The organism is Streptomyces sp. TE5632, assembly GCF_054061295.1.
The window spans coordinates 5837118-5859455 of the sequence record NZ_JBSSEA010000003.1; the positions used below are offsets into that span (position 1 = coordinate 5837118).

The window sequence follows — 22338 nt, forward strand, 5'->3', positions numbered from 1 at the left end:
GTCACCGGCAGGGTGAGGCATGGAGGCGCCGCGGATGCCCGTGGAGGCATTGAAACCGTGTCAGTCGAGTTCAACCACACCATTGTCCTGACCCGCGACCGGGAGAAGTCCGCCCGTTTCCTCGCCCGGATCCTGGGGCTGGAGGTCGGCGAACCGGCCGGAATGTTCCTGCCCGTGACGACGGCCAACGGCGTCACGCTGGACTTCGCGACCATCGACGCCGACATTCCCGTGCAGCACTACGCCTTCCTCGTCTCCGAGGACGAGTTCGGCCCGATCCTCGGCCGGCTCGTGGACGCCGGGGTCCCCATCCAGGCCGATCCGCACGGTCGGCACCCGCGCCGGATCAACCGCAATGACGGCGGACGCGGTGTGTACTTCCCCGACCCGGCCGGACACGGCCTGGAAGTGATCACCCGTCCCTACGGCAGCGACCCGGCGTCACCGCTGAACGGCGTCACGGAGGAAGTCCCCGGAGCGCTCTGAGCACCGGGCCGGCCGGGGCGGGCTGCGAGCCGTCTCACCCGCCCCGGCCGCGGTCCCCGCCGGTGAGACCCGGCGGAGGGCTCAGCGCCGGTACAACCCGACCAGGGTGCCGTCGGCGATCCGAGCCCTGTCCACCGCCTCGTGCACCTGCTCCGCACGGGGCGCGTCGGGCAGCACACACGGCTCGGCGAGGGCGTAGAGCCGGAAGACGTAGTGGTGCGCGTCGTCCCCGGGCGGCGGATGCGGCCCGCCCCAGCCGCGCTCCCCGTAGCCGTTGACCAGTGCGGTGCCCCGCGGCGGACTCTGCCCCGCGCCGACGCCGCCGCTGTGCGGGTCGATGCCCACGACGATCCAGTGCACGAACGTCCCCGACGGCGCGTCGGGGTCCTCGCACAGCAGGACCAGCTCCGCCGCGTCGTCCGGCACGCCGCTCCAGGCCAGCGGCGGCGAGACGTTCGCCGCCTCGTACGCGTGCCGCCGCGCGATGAACGTGTGGTCGTTGAAGGCGTCACTGCCGATGTCGATACCGGTCATGCGCCCCGGGGTACCCCCTCGCCCTCCGGGCATGCGCTCCCGCACCGGCGTGGGAGGTTCGTCGGACGGAGCGTGCTTCGGACCATCCGGGAGGGGGTACGCGGGAGCCGCACCGGGGCAGCCGTCCCCGGTGCGGAGACCGGTGCGGAGACCGGTGCGGAGACCGGTGCGGAGAGGGGCGTCCGTCATGCTGTTCCGTGATCGGCGGGAAGCCGGCCGGGAACTCGCCGAGAGGCTGCGCGGGATGCAGGGTGACGGCGCGCTGCCCGAGGCCGTCGTCCTCGCCCTGCCCCGCGGCGGCGTCCCCGTGGCCCACGAGGTCGCCGAGGTGCTCGAGGCGCCGCTCGACGTGCTCGTCGTCCGGAAGATCGGTGCCCCCTTCCACCGGGAGGTCGGCGTCGGTGCGATGGCCGGTGACGAGGTGCCCCTGTTCGATCCGTCGACCCTGCGGGCGCTGGGCCTGAGCGAGGCCGATCTCGATTCCGTGGTCGAGCGGGAGCGCGTAGAACTGCGACGCCGTGAACAGCTCTACCGTCGGGGCCGGCCCGCCCCCGAGCTGCGGGGACGTACCGTGATCGTCGTCGACGACGGCCTGGCGACCGGTTCCACGGCCCGCGCCGCGCTCCGGTTCGTACGGCGTCAGGCACCCGCCCGGGTCGTGCTGGCCGTCCCGGTCGGCTCCCCGGAGAGTGTCGAACGGATGCGCGCCGAGGCCGACGAGGTGGTCTGTCCGCACCGACCCGCCGGCTTCATGGCCGTGGGTGAGTGGTACGCGGACTTCGACCAGCTGACGGACGAGGACGTGCTGACGGCGCTGCACCGGCGCCAAGGGGCGCCCGGTTCGTAGGCGTGGAGCGGACGCCGTCGTCCGCTCGCGCCCACTCGGGCAACGGCATCCGTTCAGACGACGTCGTCCGCGCGGAGGGTGTCGATGTCGGCGGGGGAGTGGCCCAGTTCGGTGAGGATCGCCTCCGTGTGTTCGCCGACGGCCGGTACCGGGTCCATGCGGGGCGGCAGGCCCGCGAGGTCGGCCGGCGGAAGCAGGGCCTGAACGGTCGCTCCGGGCACGGCCACCTCGCGCCAGCGGTCACGGGCGGCGAGGACCGGGTGGTCGAGGAAGGTGGCGACGTCGTTGACCCCGGCGCAGGCGATGCCGGCGGCCTCCAGTTCCTCCAGCAGTTCCTCGGCGCCGGAGCGGGCGCAGCGCTCGGTGATGACGGCGTCGAGTTCCTCGCGGTGCGCCACCCGGGCGGAACCGGTGCCGAAGCGGGGATCCTCGGCCAGCTCGGGGCGGCCCAGGAACTCCGTGCACAGGGCCGCCCACTCGCGCTCGTTCTGGATGGAGAACAGCACCTCGCGCCCGTCGGCGGCCGGGTACGTCCCGTACGGGGCGATCGTGGCGTGCCGGGTGCCCAGCCGCGGGGGCTGGGTGCCGCCGTAACGGGTGTAATAGGCGGGCTGGCCCATCCACTCGGCGAGCGCCTCGAACAGCGACACCTCCACGGGGTGGACGGTGCCGGTGGTCGCGCGGGTGTACAGCGCGGTGAGGACACCGCTGTACGCGTACATCCCGGCGGCGATGTCGGCCACCGAGATGCCGGTCCGGGCGGTGCCGTCCGGTGTTCCGGTCAGCGACACCAGGCCCGTCTGGCACTGCACCAGCAGGTCGTACGCCTTGCGGTCGGCCCAGGGGCCGGTCGTGCCGTAGCCGGAGATGGTGCAGGGGATCAGCCGGGGGTGGCGCCGGGCGAGCTCGTCGGTGCCCAGGCCGAGCCGGCCGGCCGCGCCCGGTGCCAGGTTCTGCACGAACACGTCGGCACCGGCGAGGAGTCGGTGCAGGATCTCCCGGCCCCGCGGATCCTTGAGGTTCAGCGTGAGGGAGTCCTTGGAGCGGTTGAGCCACACGAAGTAGCTGGAGTGACCGTGGACGGTGGTGTCGTAGCGACGGGCGAAGTCTCCCTCGCCCGGCCGCTCCACCTTGATCACACGGGCGCCGAGGTCGGCGAGCTGACGGGTGGCGTACGGCGCGGCCACGGCCTGCTCCAGACTGACCACTGTGACCCCGGACAGGGGATGTCTCTGCACGTCCACGCCTTCCGCTCACCTCCCCGATTAATACGGCCGAGGTGGGCGGCCTGTCAACGGGCGCCCGGCCCGTTCGGCGCCACGCCCGCCCGGCGGTCGGGGCCGCCCTGCGCGAACTACGGGAACTGGCGCCGACGGCCGTCGCCCGAAGGCCGTTCGAACAGCCGGGCAGGCCCCGGCGGTGCGGAGACAGGTGCGGGGCGTGCGTCGTGTGACGCACGCCCCGCACGGACGGGAACCCGAAGCCGCCCACTCGCCCTTCGCCGAAGGCGTCAGGCCTTTTCCTGCATGGTGCGCCGGGCCGGATTGCCCTGTTCGGCGGCCTTGGGGTCCTTCTCGCCCGCCTTCGCCCGCACGCCCTGGGCGATGCGGGCACCGATCTTCTCGTCGATGTTCGTCCAGTACTGGAAGGCGCGCTCGAGGACGGGTTCGGTCACGCCGTTGAGGAGGTGTCCGACGACGTTGTCGACCAGCCGGTCGCGCGCGGCGTCGTCCATGACCTCGCGCACCAGGGTGCCGGGCTGGCCCCAGTCGTCGTCCTCGGGATGGGAGACGTAGGCGGTGCGCATGAGGGCCCCGTCGGCCTCCCAGCTGGGCGGAGTGCCGTAGTGCTCGGTGTCGGCCGCGGGACCGCCCTTGGAGTTCGGCGCATACACCGGATCGGTCGTCTTCCGGTAGGCCATCGCGCCGTCCTTGGAGTAGCTGTGGACGTCGACGACCGGGGCGTTCACCGGAAGCTGCTGGTAGTTGGCGCCGATCCGGTGGCGGTGGGCGTCGGCGTAGGAGAAGATCCGGGCCAGCAGCATGCGGTCCGGGCTCGGGCCGATGCCGGGGACCAGGTTGTTGGGCTGGAAGGCCGCCTGCTCGATCTCGGCGTGGTTGTCGGTCGGGTTGCGGTCGAGTGTCATGCGGCCGACCGGGATGAGGGGGTAGTCGCCGTGCGGCCACACCTTGGTCAGGTCGAACGGGTTGAACCGGTAGTCCGCGGCTTCCTCGTACGGCATGATCTGCATGTACAGGGTCCAGCTCGGATACTCGCCGTCGCGGATGTGCTCGAAGAGGTCCCGCATGTGGTAGTCGGTGTCGGCGGCCGCCATCTGGTCGGCCTCGTGCTGGGTGAAGCACTCGATGCCCTGGTCCGTCTTGAAGTGGTACTTCACCCAGAACTTCTGACCCTCGGCGTTGATCCACATGTACGTGTGGGAGGAGTAGCCGTTCATGTGGCGCCACGTCCGCGGGATGCCGCGGTCTCCCATGAGCCAGGTGACCTGGTGAGCGGATTCCGGCGAGAGGGTCCAGAAGTCCCACTGCATGTCGTGGTCGCGCAGGTTGTTGTCCGCCCGGCGCTTCTGCGACCGGATGAAGTGCTGGAACTTCATCGGGTCCTTGACGAAGAACACCGGCGTGTCGTTGCCGACCATGTCGTAGTTGCCCTCGCTGGTGTAGAACTTCACCGCGAAGCCGCGCGGGTCGCGCCAGGTGTCCGGGCTGCCGCGCTCGCCCGCGACGGTCGAGAAGCGGATGAGCAGGTCGGTGCGGGTGCCCGGCTGGAAGACGGCCGCCTTGGTGTAGGCGCTCACGTCGTGAGTCACCTCGAAGTGGCCGAAGGCGCCGCTTCCCTTGGCATGCGGCTGGCGCTCGGGGATCCGCTCCCGGTTGAACTGCGCCATCTGCTCGATGAGGTAGGCGTCGTGCAGCAGGATCGGCCCCCCGGGGCCTACGGTGAGCGAGTGCTCGTCACTCTCCGCCGGGGCGCCGGAGTCCGTCGTGGTGGCAGGCGGGGTGTCTGTCATGGGCTGCCTTTCGTCGTTCGGTGGCGGCGTGCCGGGTTCCGCGCGACAGGGAGGCGGGACGACCAAGGTCTCTTCGGCCCTGTCCGCAGGCCGTGGCATACCGGCCCCGGGGCTGCTCCTGAGCCCCGGACTGCTCGGTCCCGGTAGGACGCGTGCCCCGGAGAGACCGCACCAATCCGGTCCGGGCCCCGGCCCGGCGGTGTCCCGGTGTGGGCCGGGCCTTCGACCACGGCCCGTGACGCCGGGGAAGAAGCAGGTGGCACCCCGCCGTGACATCGTCCGTCACCAGTCTCCGCCGCGGGCCGAAGCGCGCAACGTGAGAGGGGCCGTGCGGGGGCGCCCCCGGAGCAGGGGCACCACGGCCGAAGGGGCCGAAGCCGTCGTCGAGACGGCTTCGGCCCCTTCGGGACGCGGTCGTGCGGGGTGGGTCAGGCGGCGGCCGGTGCGGTGGCGTGGCCGTTGAGGGCGACGATGACCTCGGTCAGCTGCCCGACGACCTCGGCGTCGTCGGCGGGGCGGACCTCGGCGAAACGGGTCACGGAGCCCGGGATCGAGAGCTTGATGTCCTCGATCACCTTGCCGCCCGCGATCCCCAGGGCCTTGCGGGCCTCGTCCTGCGCCCAGACGCCGCCGTACTGGCCGAAGGCGGTGCCGATCACGGCGACGGGCTTGTCACCGAGGGCGGAGGCGCCGTACGGGCGGGACAGCCAGTCGATGGCGTTCTTCAGGACGGCCGGCATCGTGCCGTTGTACTCGGGTGTGAAGAGCAGCAGGGCGTCGGCGCTGCCCACGGCCTCGCGCAGCTGCGTGGCGGCGGCGGGGACGCTGCCCTCGACGTCGATGTCCTCGTTGTAGAAGGGGATCTCCGCGAGACCCTCGTAGAGCGCCACGTCGGAGCCCTCGGGCGCGAGCTTCACCGCGGCCTCGGCGAGCTGACGGTTGTGCGAACCGGCGCGGAGGCTGCCGACGAGGGCGAGGATGCGGACGGACATGCGAACTCCTGGGGGGTGAAATACGGGTGGAACACGGGTGGAACACGGGGTGCGACGGCCGGACGCGACGGCGTGACGAAACATCGCCGCAACAATCCGGACCGAGGTCCGTTTTCTTTTCTAGCATCCTAACCGGACCCTGGTCCATTTTCTTCCCGATGCTTTACCCTGGCTTCATGTCCGCCGTGCCGCCGCCTGCCCCGATATCCCAGGAGCCCGTCGAGCCGCAGGAGTTGCCGCAGCTCGGCGGCGAGATCGACGAGCCCTGCCTGCGAGCCGACGCGGCGCGCAACCGCGCCCGACTGCTGGAGGCCGCCGCTCTCCTCGTCGCCGAACGCGGCGCGGACGGTCTCACCATGGAGGCGGTGGCCGTGGCGGCCCGGGTGGGCAAGGGAACGGTCTTCCGGCGCTTCGGCGACCGCACCGGACTGCTGTCGGCACTGCTCGACCACTCCGAGAAGAAGTTCCAGGCCGCCTTCCTCACCGGACCCCCGCCGCTGGGGCCGGGAGCGCCGCCCGCGGAGCGCCTGCGGGCGTTCGGCCTCGCCCTGCTGCGCCGCACGGCCGACGAACTGGAACTGCAGCTCGCCGCCGAACCGTGCGCCGACCGCCGCTTCACCAACCCGCCCCGCCGTGTGCTGATCCACCATGTGTCGCTGCTGCTGCGCGAGGCCGTCCCCGACGCGGACTGCGAACTCCTCGCCCACACCCTGATGGCGCCGCTCGACCCCGCCCTGGTCCACCACCTGACCCAGCAGCGCGGGATGCAGATGGAGAGGCTGGAAGCCGCGTGGGTGGACCTCGTCGACCGCGTGACGGGTTCCGTGACCTCCCCCGGCTGACCGGGCCGGCGCGCCGCGGCCGCACAGTCCGGAGCGCACCACCCCGACCGCACGGCCGGGGTGCCCTGAACTGGGACGGAATCGTGCTGCGACGTTCTCAACTCCCCCGGCTGCAGGGCCCGTTCGCGCTTCTGCAAGGATGCGTTGCGTCATGGTGCAGATACCGAACCCACCCGCGCCCGCATCCGTCGCACTGCCGCGTGCCGTGCCCACGAGCGCCGACGTGGCCCGACTGGCCGGCGTCTCGCGCGCGACCGTCTCCTACGTCCTGAACAACGCCGAGGCCGTCCGGATCAGTGAGCCCACCCGCCGCCGCGTCCGCGACGCCGCCAGGGAACTCGGGTACGTGCCGCACGCGGCGGCCCGCAGCTTACGGGCCGGCCACAGCCGCATGGTGCTGATGCCGGCCCCGGCCTTCCCGGTCGGCCCGGTCTACAGCCAGTTCGTCAACGACCTCCAGGTGGCGCTCGGCCGCCTCGACTACACGGTCGTGCAGTACGGCACCGTCGGAGTGCACGACGACGAGGCCGCCCGTGCCTGGGCCGAACTGCGCCCCGTGGCCGTGCTGGTCCCCGGCTCCGGGCTCGGCCCGCGGGGCGTCGCCGTGCTCAAACGCTCCGGAGCGCGTGCCGTGATCACCCTCGGCCCGGAGTCCGTCGAGGGCGCACACGCCCTGCTCATGGACCACGACGTCGTCGGCCACAGCGCGGGCGCCCATCTGTTCGACCGAGGTCGGCGCCGCATCGGCGTCGTCGTCCCGCGCGAGCCCGGTCTGGGTGCGTTCTCCGCGCCCCGCCTGGCCGGCGTGTGTGCGGCGCTGCGCGGCACCGACGCGACGGTCACCGAACTGCCCCTCGCCCACGACGAGGGCGCCGCCGCGCGGCTCGCCGCCGGCTGGCGCGACCTCGGCCTCGACGCCGTGTTCACCTACAACGACGAGTACGCGATGCTGCTGATGCGGGCCCTGGACGACGTCGGCGTCCGCATCCCGGAGGAGACGGCCGTGGTCGGCGCCGACAACCTCATGCTGGGCCGGCTGCTGCGGCCCCGGCTGACCACCGTCCACCTCGATCTGCCGTCCGGCCGGGAACTCGCCGAACTCGTCGACCGCGCGGTGCGCGATCCCGCCGCCGCACCCGAGGCCCACAAGGTGCTGGGGGCGTCGGTGGTCCAGCGCGAGTCCAGCTGAGGCCCGTTCGTGTGCCGGGCACCCGCCCGCGCCGCATGCGAGGCCCGGTCGCACCGTCGGACGATGGGGGAAGCCGAACCGTCCGGACGGTGACTAGGATGTTGCCTGCTCAACCAAATGGTACGCGGAAGGACAGCCGGGCTCGCGCTCGCGCGGTGCGCCGGTGACCGATCGGAGAGCCCACACATGCCGTTGCTCGACCCCACGACCTGGCAGCCCCGCAGCCTTACGGGGCCCGACCACACCGTCACGGAGCCCGCCACCGGCGAACAGCTGGCCACCGTCACCCTCGCCACCGGTGAGGACGTCGGGGCCGCCGCCGAAGCGGGCCGTGCCGCCCAGAGCGAGTGGGCGAAGGCCCCGCACTTCGTCCGTGCCGCGGTGCTCCGCAAGGCCGGCGACCTGTTCGCCGCGCACGCCGGTGAACTGCGGGAATGGCTGGTCCGCGAAGCCGGCAACATCCCCGGCAAGGCGGACTTCGAACTGCACGTCGCCGCCCAGGAGTGCTACGAGGCCGCGGCCCTGGCCTCCCGCCCGCCCGGTCAGGTACTGCCCACCGAAGGGCCCCGGCTGTCGTACACCCGACGGGTGCCGGTGGGCGTGGTGGGCGTCATCGCGCCGTTCAACGCGCCGCTGATCCTGTCCATCCGTTCCGTCGCCCCGGCCCTCGCGCTCGGCAACGCGGTCGTCCTGAAACCGGACCCGCGCACCGCGGTCTGCGGCGGACTGGCGCTCGCCGCGGTGTTCGCCGAGGCAGGGCTGCCCGAGGGACTGCTGCACATCCTGCCGGGCGGCGCAAAGACCGGTCAGGCACTCGTCGCCGACCCGCGCATCCCCGTCATCTCCTTCACCGGATCCACCGGTGCCGGCCGGCACGTCGGGGAGGCCGCGGGCCGTCACCTCAAGCGGGCCCACCTGGAACTCGGCGGCAACTCCGCGCTGATCGTGCTGGAGGACGCCGACCTCGACGCGGTGATCTCCACGGCCGCCTGGGGATCGTTCTTCCACCAGGGCCAGATCTGCATGACGACCGGACGTCACCTGGTGCACGCCTCGCTCTACGACGAGTACGTCGAACGGCTGGCCGCCAAGGCGGACTCACTCGCCGTCGGCGACCCGCACCGCGACCAGGTCCACCTCGGCCCGCTCATCGACCGCGGACAACTCGACAAGGTCCACGCCCTGGTCGAGTCCAGCACCGCCGGCGGCGCGAAACTCGCCGCGGGCGGCACCCACGACCGGCTGTTCTACCGGCCCACCGTCCTCGCGGACACCGGCGACGACACCCCCGCGTACACGGAGGAGGTCTTCGGCCCCGTCGCACCCGTACGGTCCTTCAGCGACGCCGACGAGGCCGCCGCCCTGGCCGCCGCGAGCCCCTACGGCCTCTCGCTGGGCATCGTCACCGCCGACACGGCACGCGGGCTGGACCTGGCGGAGCGGATCCCGACGGGGATCGTGCACATCAACGACCAGACCGTGAACGACGAGGCCGTGGCCCCCTTCGGCGGCGTCGCCGCCTCCGGCACCGGGTCCCGCTTCGGCGGCGACGCCAACCTGGACGCGTTCACCGAGGTGCGCTGGACCACCGTGCGCGGGGACGTCGCGCAGTACCCGTTCTAGAAGGTCCCGTTCCGAAAGGAACCGAGCCGGGGCCGGTCGGTCACTGGCCCTGGCTCCCCGCCTCGCTGCCGGCCTTCGCCTGCTGCTCGGCGATCGACTTGCGGACCTCGTCCATGTCCAGCTTCCGGGCCTGCCCGATGACGTCCGCCAGCGCGGCTTCGGGCAGGGCACCCGGCTGGGCGAACACGGCCACCTGATCGCGGACGATCATCAGCGTCGGGATCGACCGGATGTCGAAGGCCGCGGCCAGCTCCGGCTGCGCCTCCGTGTCCACCTTGCCGAACACCAGGTCCGGGTTGTCCTCCGCCGCCTTCTCGTACACGGGAGCGAACTGACGGCACGGCCCGCACCAGGACGCCCAGAAGTCGATGAGAACGAACTCGTTCTCCGTGACCAGCTGGTCGAAGTTCTCCTTGGTGAGCTCCACGGTGCTGCTCATGGCGTGTTTCCTCTTCCTGATGTCGGGTCGAGCCATCCGCACAACACGGCCGGCCGGGTCACGTATTCCGCGCCCCTACCCATGTGGCCACCGTGCACACCACCCACCAGACTGACCCCATGAGGCAAACGGAACCGACAGGACCGACGGAACCGACAGGACCGACAGGGCCGACGGGGTCGAAAGGATCGGCGGAACCGGAGTCCACGGACTACGACGTCGTGGTGCTGGGCGCCGGGCCCGTGGGGGAGAACGTCGCCGACCGCACCCGCGCGGCAGGGCTGACCACCGCGATCGTCGAGAGCGAACTGGTCGGCGGCGAGTGCTCCTACTGGGCGTGCATGCCCAGCAAGGCCCTGCTGCGTCCCGTTCTCGCGCGGGCCGACGCCCGCCGCACCCCCGGCCTGAGCCGGTCGGCGCAGGGGCCGCTCGACGCGAGCGCGGTCCTCGCCCACCGGGACGAGTACACCTCGCACTGGAAGGACGACGGGCAGGTCCAGTGGCTGGAGAGCGTCGGCGTCGAACTCCACCGCGGCGTCGGGCGGATCACCGGCCCGCGCACGGTGACCGTCACCGCCGGCGACGGAACGCGGCGCGTCCTCACCGCCCGGCACGCCGTCGCCGTCTGCACGGGCAGCCGCGCGCTGCTGCCCCCGCTGCCCGGACTCGCCGACGTCGCGCCGTGGACGAGCAGGGAGGCCACCAGCGCCAAGGCCGTGCCCGGCAGGCTGGTCGTGGTCGGCGGCGGTGTCGTCGCCACCGAGATGGCCACGGCCTGGCAGGCGCTCGGCTCCCGGGTCACGCTCCTGGTACGCGGCAAGGGCCTGCTGTCCCGGATGGAGCCCTTCGCCGGAGAACTGGTCGCCGAGGCGCTCACCGAGGCCGGCGCGGATCTCCGTACCGGTACCTCCGTCACCTCGGTGACCAGGGAGAACGGTGCCGTCGTGGTCGTCACCGACACGGGGGAGCGGATCGAGGCAGACGAGATCCTCTTCGCCACCGGCCGTGCCCCGCGCACCGACGACATCGGCCTGGAGGCCGTCGGTCTGGAACCCGGATCCTGGCTCACCGTGGACGACAGCCTCCGGGTGACCGGCCAGGACTGGCTCTACGCGGTCGGCGACGTCAACCGGCGTGCCCTGCTCACCCATCAGGGCAAGTACCAGGCCCGTGTCGCGGGCGCCGCCATCGCCGCGCGCGCCGCCGGGGGGCCCGTCGCCGCGGAGGCGTGGGGCGCGCACGCCGCCACCGCCGACCACGACGCCGTACCCCAGGTGGTGTTCACCGACCCGGAGGCGGGCTCGGTCGGCCTCTCCCTGGCCGAGGCGGAACGGGCGGGGCACCGCGTCCGCGCCGTCGACCTCGACCTGTCCTCGGTCGCCGGCGCCGGTCTGTACGGGGAGAACTACAAGGGCCGCGCCCGCATGGTCGTCGACCTCGAGAGCGAGACCCTGCGCGGCGTCACCTTCGTCGGCCCCGGAGTGGGCGAACTGGTCCACTCGGCGACCGTCGCGGTCGCCGCCCAGGTCCCGGTCGCCCGCCTGTGGCACGCGGTCCCGTCGTACCCGACGATCAGCGAGGCGTGGCTCCGACTGCTGGAGGCATACCGGGACAGCACCTGAGTCACCGGGAGAGCGGGCCGCAGGCGGGCGACCGGGACCTACGGGAGTTCGAAGCCCAGTGCCCGCGCGGCCGCCTCCGCTGTGGGCTGCGACCAGCGCTCCGCCACCGCCTGGTGGGACGAGAGCGAGCGGGGCTCGGCCCGGTCGAGATAGAGCGTGCCGTCGAGGTGGTCCGTCTCGTGCTGCACGATCCGCGCGGGCCAGCCGCCGAACACCTCGTCCACCGTCCGCCCGTGCTCGTCCTGCCCGGTCAGCCGCACCTCGGCGTGCCGCGCCACCACCGCCTGGTAACCGGGCACGCTCAAGCAGCCCTCGAAGAACGCCGCCCGCTCGCCGCCGACCGGCGCGTAGACCGGGTTGACCAGCACCCGGAAGGGCTGCCGCACCCGGCCGCGCGCCAGCCGCACCTCGTCCGGGACGGGCGCCGGATCCTCGATCACCGCGATCCGCAGCCCCACCCCCACCTGCGGCGCGGCCAGGCCGACCCCCGGCGCGGCGTGCATGGTGACCCGCAGCGCCTCGACGAACCGGGCCAGCAGCGTGGGGTCCAACTGGCCGTCGAAGGGCTCGGACGCCTGCCGCAGAACCGGATCACCGGCCGCGACGATGGGCAACGGCCCTTCACCGGCGAGGAGTCGCTCGACGCGCTCGGCGAGGGGCGCACGATCGTTCGGAGTTCCCATCGGGCCAGGATGACACGTGTCCACGACACCCCCGTTCCGCTGAGTGACTCAGCTCACACGCGCAGTCCGGGAACTGACGGCCCCGCCGCCCCGACGACTGGAGCAGTACCACGGCTGCCAAGACGCCCCGGGAGAAGCCCACCGATGACCACCGCTCCCTCGACCACCACGGACGAGGCCCCCCGACCCCCCGCCCCCGCACGGTCCGGATCCGGCTGGCCCACCCTGCGCCCCCTGATCCTGCGCCTGCACTTCTACGCGGGCGTGGTGGTGGCGCCGTTCCTGCTCGTCGCCGCCTTCACCGGCCTGCTGTACGCCGCGTCCTTCCAGGTCGAGAAGATCGTCTACGACCATGAGCTGACCGTCCCCGTCGGCGACCGCGCACTGCCGATCTCCGAGCAGGTGGCCGCCGCCCGCGAGGCGCACCCCGAGGGCGCGGTCTCCGCGATCCGGCCCGCACCCGAGGCGGACGCGACCACCAGGGTGATGCTGTCCGGCGTGCCGGGAGTGGACCCGGGCCACACCCTCGCCGTGTTCGTCGACCCGTACACCGGGGAGGTGCGCGGCGCGCTGGAGCAGTACGGTTCCACCGGTGCGCTGCCCCTGCGCACCTGGCTCGACGAGTTCCACCGCGATCTGCACCTCGGTGAAACGGGCCGCCTCTACAGCGAGTTCGCGGCCAGCTGGCTGTGGGTGATCGCCGCCGGCGGTCTGGTGCTGTGGTTCTCCCGCCGGCGGGCGCTGCGCAAGATCCGCGGCACCAGTGGCCGGCGGCGCACTCTGGGCCTGCACGGAGGCATCGGAGCCTGGGCCGCGGCCGGCTTCATCTTCCTCTCCGCGACCGGACTGACCTGGTCCACCTACACCGGTGCCACCGTCGCCGACCTGCGCGCCTCGCTCGGCCAGGAAACGCCCACGGTGTCGGCCGCCGCGGGCGGCGAACACGCCGAGCACGGCGCGGCGGGCGGACACGGGGGCGACGCCGAGCACGGCGTCGGCCCCGACAAGGTCCTCGCGGCGGCACGGGCCGAGCGCCTCGGCGACCCGGTGGAGATCGTCCCGCCCGCCGACGCGGCCTCCGCGTACGTCGTGAAGCAGGTGCAGCGCAGCTGGCCCGAGAAGCAGGACGCGGTCGCCGTCGACCCGGCGACCGGCGCGGTCACCGACGTCGTACGGTGGGCCGACTACCCGGTGCTCGCCAAGCTCAGCCGCTGGGGCATCGACCTGCACACCGGAAGCCTCTTCGGCCTGCCCAACCAGATCGCGCTGATGCTGCTCGCGGCCACGCTGATCCTGCTGATCCTGTGGGGTTACCGCATGTGGTGGCAGCGGGGCCGGGGCTCGGCCTTCGGCCGGCCGATCCCACGCGGTGCCTGGCAGCAGGTGCCGCCGTACATCCTCGTCCCGCTGCTGGCGGTGATCGCCGTACTGGGCTACTTCGTCCCGCTGCTCGGCATCCCGCTGGCCGCCTTCCTCGCCGTCGACATCGTCCTCGGGGAGATCGCTCACCGGCGGGGACGGCGGACGTACGGGGGAGGCGAACGCGCCGGAACGGCGCGGACGCCGTAACCGGGAGGCGGTGGGAACCGCGCGGGCCGGTGCCGGTCTCCCTCCGGGAGGAACCGGGCACCGGCCCGCGCGACTGCCGTCCCGCCGTCCTCTACGCGTGGTCGAACTCGCGGTCGGGTCCACCGTCGAACTCGCCCGCCAGTGCGGCGGCGATCCGCAGGTGGGACTCCGCCTCCTCGTTCCGCCCCTGCCGTTCGAGGGTGCGGCCGAGCATCAGCCGGGCGTAGTGCTCCACCGGATCGCGCTCCACGATGATCCGCAACTCGGCCTCGGCGCGGCGCAGCTGGGCCGAGTGGTAGTAGGAGCGCGCCAGCAGCAGCCGCGGCCCGGTCTGCTCCGGCACCTCCTCGACCAGCCCGCTCAGGACGCGCGCCGCGGCGGCGTAGTCCTTGGCGTCGAAGAGCAGCCCGGCGCGCTCCCAGCGCTCGGCCGGGGTTCCGTGGTCGTAGTAGTACATGGTGTCCACTCGTGACCTCCTTCGACGCCGACAACGGAGCTAGTTGATTGAATATTCCACGACTGGCTTGGGGTGGCGGAGCGGGAATCGACGGAGTGACTCACCGGAGTGACTCACCGCGCCCTCGAAGCTAAGTTGTGCCCATGAGCAATCTCGAGCGGGAAGCCGTTCCGTCCCTGTGCGGTGGCCGCGGCTTCGTGGTGGCGGAGCCGGTGCGTGAGCTCCTCAGCCCCCGGCAGGTCAAGCTCGGCGAGTCCACCGAGGTCCGGCGGCTGCTGCCCAACCTGGGGCGGCGCATGGTCGGTGCGTGGTGCTTCGTCGACCACTACGGCCCGGACGACATCGCCGACGAGCCCGGCATGCAGGTGCCGCCGCACCCGCACATGGGTCTGCAGACGGTGAGTTGGCTGCACGAGGGAGAGGTCCTGCACCGTGACTCCACGGGCAGCCTCCAGATGATCCGCCCGCGCGAACTGGGCCTGATGACGTCCGGCAGGGCGATCAGCCACTCCGAGGAGAGCCCCCGCTCGCACGCCCGCTTCCTGCACGGCGCCCAGTTGTGGGTCGCCCTACCGGACGGCCACCGCCACACCGACCCGCACTTCGAGCACCACGCCGACCTCCCGGTCGTCACGGCACAGGGTGTCGAGGCCACGCTCATCCTCGGTGACCTGGACGGCGCCACGTCCCCGGGCACGGCATACACCCCGATCGTCGGCGCCGACCTGGCCCTGTCGAACGGCGCGGACGTCAGGTTGCCCCTGGAGCGTGACTTCGAGTACGCGGTCCTCGCCATGTCCGGCGAGGTCCACGTGGACGGCGTACCGGTGCTCCCGGGCTCGATGCTCTACCTCGGCTGCGGCCGCGACGAACTCCCCCTGCGCGCCGAGTCCGACGCGGCGCTGATGCTCCTGGGCGGCGAGCCGTTCGAGGAGGAACTGGTCATGTTCTGGAACTGGATCGGCCGCACCCAGGAGGAGATCGAACAGGCCCGCCGGGACTGGATGGAAGGCACCCGCTTCGGCGAGGTGAAGGGCTACGACGGTGCCCCGCTGCCGGCGCCCGAGCTGCCGCCGGTGCCGCTGAAGCCGCGCGGAAGGGTGCGTTGACCTGCGAGAACAGCTGATCATTGACGCTAGGTGGGTGACATGCTGTCGGGCGCCGCCTCCCGCCCGGCGGCCGCTCGTGGGAGGACAACTGGGTATGCCCGAAGGCTTGATTTCTGGAGCTGGGCGATCCCAGGGTCTGGCTGTCTGTGGGCGGCTGTGGCAGGACTCTTGCTAACCCTTTGCTCACTCTACTGACGCATTATCAAATTTTCTCAGGGGTTCGTGTCCTATTTCGCAAGAGTGGCATGGCCGTTGCAGGCTGGGTGGCCACTGGGCAGATACCGACTTGATGAGCGAGCGAGTCACGCTCTGGTACGGGGACTTGGTACTCGGCCTGGCGTCTTGTGGAAGTCCCACAAGGTGAGTGGCCGTAGTGGTGAACGTTCCTGGACTGCTTCCTGGATGGACATGCCATGTCGGAGTGCTCCCGGCAGGTTCTTGGTCTGCTGGTAGTACAGCGGTAGCAGGGTGCTGACCAGCGGAAACGGGCCGTCTTGTGGCCGGTGGTCGACCCTTGGTCTGGGAATGCTCCGGATCTTGGTGCAGCCTTGGAGGAGACGGGCCGCAGCGTGCCTGCCTCGCGGACCGACACGGAGGTGGAGTGCCTTGATCAGCCTGAGGCGGCTGGACTTGGGAGGGTAACTCCGTCTCCTGCAGTGCCTGTGCAAATCACCGTTGGGGTGGACACGCCGAAGGGGAGTTCCTCCAGCTCTCCGGGCTTCGTAACTCGCGTTGAGCTTCCTCCTCCGATGAGGGGGAGCTTCGAGCCGCTGTGCCGTGTCCAGTTGCGGGGAAGTCGGTCCGGCGCTTGTGCGCGAACACCCCCATGGCCAAACGTGGGGATGTCCCCCTGGTCTGCGAGCGTAGGCGGCTGTCGGTAACGGCAACTGAGTCGGTTGGCGCAGGCTTGCCGAGGACTCCTGGGGGTGGTAATGGCTGGGAGACTCCGCTGGTGTGGCCGCCGATCGTCGCCGCCGACAGCCGACCTGCCGCGCCTTCCCGTGAGGGCATGACGCGCACCTGTCGTCACGGCTCAGGGTGCACCCACGCCGGCCGCGGTCGGCGGTGGTGCCGACCGACGCGGAACGAGCCCGAGCAGGCCGCAAGGAGGGTTTGCCGAACTGACTTCACATGTGGCGATCTGTTTGCGGAGCTCAGAGGTGGGAGCGGGGCCGGACGGCTTGCTCCGGCCGATGGGGTGCGCTGACATGCGGGAAGCCGCGCGAAGCGGCTGCGTCCCCCTTTGCTTGCCTGACCGTGACTGCCGTGCCGCGTAACTGATCCGCGTAGAACCTCGGAAAACGGCGGCTCAGCCAGCGTCTCGGACGCTGCGCTGCCTGCAGGGTCTTCCACCTGGGTCAGACCTCTGCGGTCGCGACCCCTGTCATAGAGCAGTCGTACGGTAGGGAGCATGAAGATCAGGATTCGTGACGCCTGTCCAGCCGACGTCGAATGGATGAGCGACAACACGGAGCGCTGGACGGTCACCATTGAGAAGCAGGAGGGGGCCGCCTCCCTGGCGGAGGCGCTGCATGCCCTGATCGCCGAGGATCCCGACCAAGGCGGGGTCTGTCAAACGAGCGGCTCTGTCCCGTAATCGGTGGTAGCGCTGTGTAGTGATCACTGGAGGAGGATGCGGTGGCGGAGCAGGGGGAACCCGGCTCGGCCATGCATCTGCCTCATGATCCGTTTGGTTCGTGTGTTGACGCCCTCGGTGCGGCCGTTGTGGTACGAGAGGGTGAGGCCGGCGTCGACGGCGGCGCGGTCGAGTTCGAGGCCGTTCGCGAAGGAGTGCAGGTGGGGCAGGTCAGCGGTGCGAACCGTAGTGATCCAGTTGGTGAGCTTGGCATCGTTGCCCTCCGCCGGGGCCAGTAGCTGGGCGAACGTGCCGACGAGGGAGACGAGTTCGGTCATTTCGGGGCAGGTTCCGGTGAGTTCTCGCAGGAGCGCGGTGTCCTTGTCGCGCAGGTTCTCCGGGCGGGTGAGCAGGAGACGGGCGAAGCGCTGCGGGGTGGTGACCGGCTTGTCGCCCTCGGCGCGGCCCTGGGTGAGGTAGCGGTAGAGCAGGTTGAGGCTGCCGGTGTAGCCCAACTCCTTGATCTCCCGGAAGAGCTGGAGGACGGGGACGGCCGGGTCCGCGGCGCGGCGGGTGCGCAGGTGGTCGCGGTAGGGGTCGACGAGCGTGGGCTTGTAGCGGGGTGCGCGGCGGTCGGCGGTGGGCTCCTTCATGCGGGAGTACCGCTTGACGGTGTTCAGGGCGACATCGAGGCGGCGGGCGCATTCGAGGAGGCCGACGCCCTGGCCGAGCAGGTCGTGGACGCGCTGCCACCGCTCGCGGGTGGTCTGTTCGCGGACGCCTCCGGGCCGGGCGGGGTTCACGGCGGTCGCCCAGCAGGCCGCGTGGGAGCGGACTTCGGCCAGGACCTTGCCGCACAGGTTGGACCAGAGGTGCCACCGGTCGCTGACCTGCACCGCTTCGGGCAGAGCCTGGCGGATCGCCTCGGCGTAGGTGGCGGAGCCGTCCCGGCACACGTACTCGGCCCCGGGATGCTCGCGCAGCCAGGTGACCAGGGTCGGGGCGGTGCGGTCGGGCAGGACGTCGATCCGCTCGCCGGTCTCGGCGTCGATGATCACGGTGGCGTAGCGGTGCCGGCGCTTGAGGGCGAAGTCGTCGACGCCGATCACCCGCGGCACACGTGGCGGTGGTGTCCGCAGGCGCGTGAGCAGGCGCAGAGCCGTCGAAGGAGAGATGCCGCAGCCCCAGGCACGGGACAGGCGGGCACCCGCCCGGCCCGCTAACTCCTTGACTAAAAAGCTGAGTTGGCGGGCCAGGCGTGGGGTACGGCGCTGGTAGCGCTCCACCAGGCCCGGCACCTGTTCGCGGAAGGTCTGCCGCGGACATCCCGGCACCGGGCAGACCAGACGCCGAACCCGCACCGACACCACGACCCGCCGCCCGTCCACCGGCACGTCCACGAGCGTCCGGCCGTGCAGGCCGTGCACCTTGGCCGTCGGCGCCCCGCATGCCGGGCACGGCACCGGATCGTCCCGGGTCCGCGCAGACACCCGGATGACCTCGCCCTCGTCCTGTACACCCTCGATGACGAGGGCTGACAGCCCCGAAAACACCACACTCACAAGCTCGTTGACATCACGCACACCAGAACAACGACGACCGTCACCCTTCGTTACCACCGATTACGGGACAGAGCCGAACGTTTTACAGTCCCCCCGCCTGCACACGAGGCACTGATGTGCACCGGCTTACGTGGAGTCGAGTTGCTGGACTCTAGGCGATCGAGGGGGTTGTCCTCAGTTCGAACTCGATGGGTGTGAGCATGCCGAGTGCGGAGTGCCGGCGTTGCCGGTTGTGGAAGATTTCGAGGTACTCGAAGATCGCGTTAGCCAGTTCCAGGCGGGTGCGCCACCGGCGGCGGTTGAGCAGCTCGGTCTGCATCCGGCTCCAGAACGATTCAATCATGGCGTTGACGCTCCTATAGTTGTCAACTCGCGGCGGCCGTCGTTCGTGGGGCGGGTCGAATCAGGTGGTAGACCTCACGGATGACGTAGCGCTTGAGGCAGCGGATGATCTCCTTTTTCGTCTTGCCTTCGGCGGTGCGGCGGGCGACGTAGTCGATCGTGGGCTGGTGGAAGCGCATACGGACGATGACGGTGCGGTAGATCGCGGCGTTCAGCTGCCGGTGGCCGCCGTGGTTGATGCGGTGCCGGCCGCTGGTCATGCCGGAGCCGGTGGGCACGGGCGCGATGCCGGCGAGCTTGGCGAGGGCGGCTTCGGACTTGATGCGCTCGGGGTTGTCGCCGGTCACGACGAGGATCTCGGCAGCGGTATCCACGCCGATGCCGAAGGGTTCAAGCAGCTGTGGGGCCGCGCGGTGAACCAGATCGGCGATCATTTTCGTCAGGTCCTTGGCCTCGGCATCGAGGTACTGCCACCGTTTGGCCAGCGTTCGCAGAGCATGACGCAGTGCGTCCTCGGGGCCCTCCAGTTGCCGAGGACGCAAGGCCGCCAGATGCCGGGCCAGGGCGATCTGTGTCTTGCCCGCGGTCTCGTCACGCAGGGGATCGGGAGCGTGGACAAGCATCGCTTTCATGGTGACCATCGCCGCTGTGCGCTGTTCGACGGCCTGGTCGTGGGCGATCTTGAGCTGACGGATCATCTCGGCTTCGCCGTCGGCACTCTTGGGGGTGGCCGTCGCGAAGCCGGCCAGGACGGCTCGGGCGGCGTTCTCGGCGTCCAGGGTGTCGGACTTGCCGTTCATCCGCCGCAGCCGTCGGTCCGGGCGGCCGGCCTCGACCACCTTGTGCCCGGCCCGGCGAAGGAACGAGGCCAGGGTGGCGCCATAGGACCCGGTTCCTTCGATCCCGAACGCCAGAATCCTGCCGAATGAGTTTGCCCAGTCGAGGAGTTGCTGGAAGCCGCCGGTGTCGGTGGGAATCGTCAAGGTCGCCAGGATCCCGCCGATCGTGTCCATCACGGCCGCGACGTGCACGTGCTTGTGTGTGTCGACGCCGATCACGACGTGCCCGGACCTGTGCTGCTCGTTGGAGGTCACCGCGTTCCTTCCCGCCGGTAGCGTGGGTGCACGCTGTCGCCGGCCGGACGGACAGGACTGTCACGGGGACGCTTTGACGAGTTGGCTCCAGGCTCCTATCAGGTCACGTCCGTCCGGCGGCAGCGCTTGCTGCGTGCCCGGCCGGACGGTCGACAGACCAACGCCAGGACACCCGCGGGGTCGGTCGTAAGCAAGGGTCAGACCGTCGCGGCCGGGACTACCCGATCCTTGCGGGATCCGGTACGAAGAGACTGACAGTCGTAGCAGTCGCCGATCGTGCCCATCGAGGGGACCAGGCCGGAGGCCCGGGCCCGTTCGGTGAACGCCCAGGAGGTGAACTGGGCGGATTCAATCGGTCGTTGCAACACCTCGTCCTCGGAGGTGTTGATGGGCAGGCCAGCAGGGTGGATGGCGGCGTTGACTGGACGGTCGCCGATGAAGTCCCCGGGTGCGCCGGTGCTTCGGCGGGAAGTGGCACGTCAGTTCTGGCGGGAGATCGCGAAGGGGTTGCTCGCCGAGGAGGCGGCAGCTGCGGTTGGCGTATCCCAGGCGGCGGGTTGCAGGTGGTTCCGTCACGGTGGCGGCATGCCACCAATGGATCTTGCTCCGCAGTCCGGCCGGTACCTGTCCTTTCACGAGCGTGAAGAGATCGCGATCCTCAAAGCGCAGGGCATCGGAGTCCGGGAGGCCGCGCGACGTCTCGGCCGCGATCCATCGACGGTATCCCGGGAGCTGCGGCGCAACGCCGCGCCCCGTGGCGGCCGGCTGGACTACCGGGCTTCGGTCGCGCAGTGGAAGGCCGACCTCGTGGCCCGGCGCCCGAAGACAGCGAAGCTGGCCGCGAACGACCGGCTGCGGGACTACGTGCAGGAAAGGCTGTCCGGCCAGGTCAGCCGGCCGGACGGGACGGAACTGGGGCCGAAGGGCCCGCGGTGGAAGGGGAAGAACAAGCCGCACCGCGGCGACCGCAAATGGGTCATGGCGTGGAGTCCGGAGCAGATCGCGAACCGGCTGAAGGTCGACTTCCCCGATGATGAGTCCATGCGGATCAGCCATGAGGCGATCTACCAGGCCCTGTTCATCGAAGGCCGTGGAGCGCTCAAGCGTGAGCTCGTTGCCTGCCTGCGCACCGGCAGAGCCCTGCGGGTGCCTCGTGCCCGGTCCAAGCGGAAGGCGTGGGCCCACGTCACGCCCGAGGTGTTGATCAGCGAACGGCCGGCCGAAGCCGACGACCGCGCCGTACCGGGACACTGGGAGGGCGACCTCCTGATCGGACTTGAACGATCGGCAATCGGCACGCTGGTCGAGCGCACGACCCGGTACACGGTGCTTGTCCACCTGCCCCGCCAGGACGGCTACGGCATCGTTCCCCGTACCAAGAACGGGCCGCCGTTGGCCGGTTACGGCGCGGTGACGATGAAAGATGCGCTTGCGGCGACGATCGGCACCCTGCCCGAGCAACTATGGCGGTCGCTTACCTGGGACCGGGGCAAGGAGCTCTCGGCGCACGCCCAGTTCACGATCGAGACCGGCGTCCCGGTCTACTTCGCCGATCCGCACAGCCCCTGGCAGCGCGGCACGAATGAGAACACGAACGGCCTGCTGCGCCAGTACTTCCCGAAGGGAACCGACCTTTCTCGATGGGCGGCGGAGGATATCGAGGCGGTCGCAGCCACGCTCAACAGTCGCCCCCGCAAGAGCCTCGGTTGGAAGACACCCGCCGAAGCCCTCAACGACCGTCTACTATCGATGAAATAAGCCGGTGTTGCATCCACTGGTTGAACCTGGTCTGGACGCCGTGGTCGGAGTGGATCACGGTCCCGGCTGTCGGACGCCGGTTGCTGATCGCCATGCTCAGCGCGTTGGTGACGAGTGCGGCGGTCTGCGTGGAGTCGATGGACCAGCCGACCACCCGGCGTGAGTAGGTGTCCAGGACGACCGCGCAGTACACCTTGCCCTCCCGGGTGGGGTGCTCGGTGATGTCGGTGACCCACAGCTTGTCCGGGGCGGTTCTGGCGAAGTTCCGGTCGACCAGGTCGGCGGCTGTGGGGGTGTCGTGCCGCGGCCGACGGCGGCGGTTGCCGGGCAGGCCCTTGAGGCCGGCCCGCTGCATGAGCAGCATGACGGTGCCGTGGCTGACGGGGATACCATGCCCGAGCTTGAGCTCGGCGTAGACACGACGGATGCCGTAGGAGCCGTGCGAGGTGGCGTGAATCGTGGTGATGGCCTCGGTGAGCCACGCATGCCGCAGGGGGCGAGGCGAGGGCGGGCGGGAGCGCCAGGCGTAGTAGCCGGACTCGGAGACGTTGAGCACTCGCGTCGCCCTCTGCACGGACATGCC

At 70.9% G+C, this 22338-nt stretch carries 20 protein-coding genes and 1 pseudogene; 10 read left to right on the forward strand and 11 right to left on the reverse strand.

The window, feature by feature from the left end; translation table 11 throughout:
- The first annotated feature begins 57 nt into the window (after window positions 1-57).
- Window positions 58-486: a VOC family protein gene (locus ACVW19_RS31810; RefSeq protein ID WP_109382301.1), complete on the forward strand. Its 429-nt coding sequence runs from the start codon at window positions 58-60 to the stop codon at window positions 484-486.
- Between the two features lie 81 nt (window positions 487-567).
- Here ACVW19_RS31810 and ACVW19_RS31815 read toward each other — a convergent pair whose 3' ends face one another.
- Window positions 568-1020, reverse strand: coding sequence for a YbhB/YbcL family Raf kinase inhibitor-like protein (locus tag ACVW19_RS31815; protein ID WP_109382302.1), 453 nt, complete (start codon window positions 1018-1020; stop codon window positions 568-570).
- Between the two features lie 187 nt (window positions 1021-1207).
- On the opposite strand from ACVW19_RS31815, the gene ACVW19_RS31820 reads away from it, so the two are divergent.
- Window positions 1208-1867 (forward strand): phosphoribosyltransferase, encoded by a 660-nt coding sequence (locus ACVW19_RS31820; RefSeq protein ID WP_457463826.1) that lies wholly within the window; start codon window positions 1208-1210, stop codon window positions 1865-1867.
- 53 nt (window positions 1868-1920) lie between these two features.
- Here the strand turns inward: ACVW19_RS31820 and ACVW19_RS31825 are convergent, their stop codons facing one another.
- The 3 genes from ACVW19_RS31825 to ACVW19_RS31835 all read right to left on the reverse strand — a co-directional run bounded on the left by ACVW19_RS31825 (window position 1921) and on the right by ACVW19_RS31835 (window position 5890).
- A complete protein-coding gene (locus ACVW19_RS31825; protein WP_457463828.1) occupies window positions 1921-3111 on the reverse strand; it encodes a CaiB/BaiF CoA transferase family protein in 1191 nt (396 codons plus the stop codon).
- A gap of 266 nt (window positions 3112-3377) precedes the next feature.
- Window positions 3378-4898: a catalase gene (locus ACVW19_RS31830; protein WP_457463830.1), complete on the reverse strand. Its 1521-nt coding sequence runs from the start codon at window positions 4896-4898 to the stop codon at window positions 3378-3380.
- Window positions 4899-5326: 428 nt separating this feature from the next.
- The gene (locus tag ACVW19_RS31835) at window positions 5327-5890 is read right to left on the reverse strand and encodes an NAD(P)H-dependent oxidoreductase (protein WP_457463831.1); all 564 of its coding nucleotides are present in this window, start codon (window positions 5888-5890) and stop codon (window positions 5327-5329) included.
- Between the two features lie 176 nt (window positions 5891-6066).
- Here ACVW19_RS31835 and ACVW19_RS31840 point away from each other — a divergent pair, with 176 nt between their 5' ends.
- The 3 genes from ACVW19_RS31840 (at window position 6067) to ACVW19_RS31850 (ending at window position 9544) form a co-directional block, all read left to right on the forward strand.
- Entirely contained in the window at window positions 6067-6732 is a 666-nt protein-coding gene (locus tag ACVW19_RS31840) for a TetR/AcrR family transcriptional regulator (protein WP_457463833.1), read from the forward strand.
- A 151-nt stretch (window positions 6733-6883) separates the two neighbouring features.
- Window positions 6884-7921 carry a LacI family DNA-binding transcriptional regulator gene (locus ACVW19_RS31845; RefSeq protein ID WP_457463836.1) on the forward strand — a complete coding sequence of 346 codons (1038 nt, stop codon included), beginning with the start codon at window positions 6884-6886 and terminating at the stop codon, window positions 7919-7921.
- Between the two features lie 186 nt (window positions 7922-8107).
- Complete coding sequence (locus tag ACVW19_RS31850) at window positions 8108-9544, forward strand: aldehyde dehydrogenase family protein (RefSeq protein ID WP_457463838.1); 1437 nt, start codon at window positions 8108-8110, stop codon at window positions 9542-9544.
- A gap of 40 nt (window positions 9545-9584) precedes the next feature.
- Here the strand turns inward: ACVW19_RS31850 and trxA are convergent, their stop codons facing one another.
- On the reverse strand, window positions 9585-9983 hold the full coding sequence (gene trxA / locus ACVW19_RS31855) for a thioredoxin (protein WP_457463840.1): 399 nt from the start codon (window positions 9981-9983) through the stop codon (window positions 9585-9587).
- Window positions 9984-10204: 221 nt separating this feature from the next.
- On the opposite strand from trxA, the gene ACVW19_RS31860 reads away from it, so the two are divergent.
- On the forward strand, window positions 10205-11605 hold the full coding sequence (locus ACVW19_RS31860) for a dihydrolipoyl dehydrogenase family protein (RefSeq protein ID WP_457463842.1): 1401 nt from the start codon (window positions 10205-10207) through the stop codon (window positions 11603-11605).
- A gap of 38 nt (window positions 11606-11643) precedes the next feature.
- Here ACVW19_RS31860 and ACVW19_RS31865 read toward each other — a convergent pair whose 3' ends face one another.
- Entirely contained in the window at window positions 11644-12288 is a 645-nt protein-coding gene (locus ACVW19_RS31865; protein WP_457463844.1) for a peptide deformylase, read from the reverse strand.
- A gap of 144 nt (window positions 12289-12432) precedes the next feature.
- On the opposite strand from ACVW19_RS31865, the gene ACVW19_RS31870 reads away from it, so the two are divergent.
- Complete coding sequence (locus tag ACVW19_RS31870; RefSeq protein WP_457463845.1) at window positions 12433-13857, forward strand: PepSY-associated TM helix domain-containing protein; 1425 nt, start codon at window positions 12433-12435, stop codon at window positions 13855-13857.
- A 91-nt stretch (window positions 13858-13948) separates the two neighbouring features.
- Here the strand turns inward: ACVW19_RS31870 and ACVW19_RS31875 are convergent, their stop codons facing one another.
- On the reverse strand, window positions 13949-14323 hold the full coding sequence (locus ACVW19_RS31875; RefSeq protein ID WP_457463847.1) for a tetratricopeptide repeat protein: 375 nt from the start codon (window positions 14321-14323) through the stop codon (window positions 13949-13951).
- Between the two features lie 134 nt (window positions 14324-14457).
- On the opposite strand from ACVW19_RS31875, the gene ACVW19_RS31880 reads away from it, so the two are divergent.
- Window positions 14458-15423, forward strand: a complete 966-nt coding sequence (locus ACVW19_RS31880) for a pirin family protein (protein WP_457463849.1) — start codon at window positions 14458-14460, stop codon at window positions 15421-15423.
- Between the two features lie 1411 nt (window positions 15424-16834).
- A complete protein-coding gene (locus ACVW19_RS31885; protein ID WP_457463851.1) occupies window positions 16835-17020 on the forward strand; it encodes a hypothetical protein in 186 nt (61 codons plus the stop codon).
- A gap of 23 nt (window positions 17021-17043) precedes the next feature.
- Here ACVW19_RS31885 and ACVW19_RS31890 read toward each other — a convergent pair whose 3' ends face one another.
- The 3 genes and pseudogenes from ACVW19_RS31890 to ACVW19_RS31900 form a co-directional block, all read right to left on the reverse strand.
- Window positions 17044-18582, reverse strand: coding sequence for an ISL3 family transposase (locus ACVW19_RS31890; protein ID WP_457463853.1), 1539 nt, complete (start codon window positions 18580-18582; stop codon window positions 17044-17046).
- Window positions 18583-18712: 130 nt separating this feature from the next.
- Window positions 18713-18910 (reverse strand): annotated as a pseudogene (locus tag ACVW19_RS31895) (IS3 family transposase); the annotation flags it as partial.
- A 16-nt stretch (window positions 18911-18926) separates the two neighbouring features.
- Window positions 18927-19961, reverse strand: coding sequence for an IS110 family RNA-guided transposase (locus ACVW19_RS31900; protein WP_457463855.1), 1035 nt, complete (start codon window positions 19959-19961; stop codon window positions 18927-18929).
- A 444-nt stretch (window positions 19962-20405) separates the two neighbouring features.
- Here ACVW19_RS31900 and ACVW19_RS31905 point away from each other — a divergent pair, with 444 nt between their 5' ends.
- Window positions 20406-21755, forward strand: a complete 1350-nt coding sequence (locus tag ACVW19_RS31905; RefSeq protein WP_457463857.1) for an IS30 family transposase — start codon at window positions 20406-20408, stop codon at window positions 21753-21755.
- Here the strand turns inward: ACVW19_RS31905 and ACVW19_RS31910 are convergent.
- Window positions 21727-22335: an IS3 family transposase gene (locus ACVW19_RS31910; protein WP_457463859.1), complete on the reverse strand. Its 609-nt coding sequence runs from the start codon at window positions 22333-22335 to the stop codon at window positions 21727-21729. The genes ACVW19_RS31905 and ACVW19_RS31910 overlap by 29 nt on opposite strands.
- Window positions 22336-22338: the final 3 nt, after the last annotated feature.

What these genes read in the sequence shown, in the direction of transcription:
- ACVW19_RS31815 (WP_109382302.1), bottom strand. Translation starts at nt 1,020, where the DNA reads ATGACCGGTATCGACATCGGCAGTGACGCCTTCAACGACCACACGTTC.
- ACVW19_RS31820 (WP_457463826.1), top strand. Translation starts at nt 1,208, where the DNA reads ATGCTGTTCCGTGATCGGCGGGAAGCCGGCCGGGAACTCGCCGAGAGG.
- ACVW19_RS31830 (WP_457463830.1), bottom strand. Translation starts at nt 4,898, where the DNA reads ATGACAGACACCCCGCCTGCCACCACGACGGACTCCGGCGCCCCGGCG.
- ACVW19_RS31835 (WP_457463831.1), bottom strand. Translation starts at nt 5,890, where the DNA reads ATGTCCGTCCGCATCCTCGCCCTCGTCGGCAGCCTCCGCGCCGGTTCG.
- ACVW19_RS31840 (WP_457463833.1), top strand. Translation starts at nt 6,067, where the DNA reads ATGTCCGCCGTGCCGCCGCCTGCCCCGATATCCCAGGAGCCCGTCGAG.
- ACVW19_RS31845 (WP_457463836.1), top strand. Translation starts at nt 6,884, where the DNA reads ATGGTGCAGATACCGAACCCACCCGCGCCCGCATCCGTCGCACTGCCG.
- ACVW19_RS31850 (WP_457463838.1), top strand. Translation starts at nt 8,108, where the DNA reads ATGCCGTTGCTCGACCCCACGACCTGGCAGCCCCGCAGCCTTACGGGG.
- trxA (WP_457463840.1), bottom strand. Translation starts at nt 9,983, where the DNA reads ATGAGCAGCACCGTGGAGCTCACCAAGGAGAACTTCGACCAGCTGGTC.
- ACVW19_RS31865 (WP_457463844.1), bottom strand. Translation starts at nt 12,288, where the DNA reads ATGGGAACTCCGAACGATCGTGCGCCCCTCGCCGAGCGCGTCGAGCGA.
- ACVW19_RS31870 (WP_457463845.1), top strand. Translation starts at nt 12,433, where the DNA reads ATGACCACCGCTCCCTCGACCACCACGGACGAGGCCCCCCGACCCCCC.
- ACVW19_RS31880 (WP_457463849.1), top strand. Translation starts at nt 14,458, where the DNA reads ATGAGCAATCTCGAGCGGGAAGCCGTTCCGTCCCTGTGCGGTGGCCGC.
- ACVW19_RS31885 (WP_457463851.1), top strand. Translation starts at nt 16,835, where the DNA reads ATGAAGATCAGGATTCGTGACGCCTGTCCAGCCGACGTCGAATGGATG.
- ACVW19_RS31905 (WP_457463857.1), top strand. Translation starts at nt 20,406, where the DNA reads ATGGCGGCGTTGACTGGACGGTCGCCGATGAAGTCCCCGGGTGCGCCG.
- ACVW19_RS31910 (WP_457463859.1), bottom strand. Translation starts at nt 22,335, where the DNA reads ATGTCCGTGCAGAGGGCGACGCGAGTGCTCAACGTCTCCGAGTCCGGC.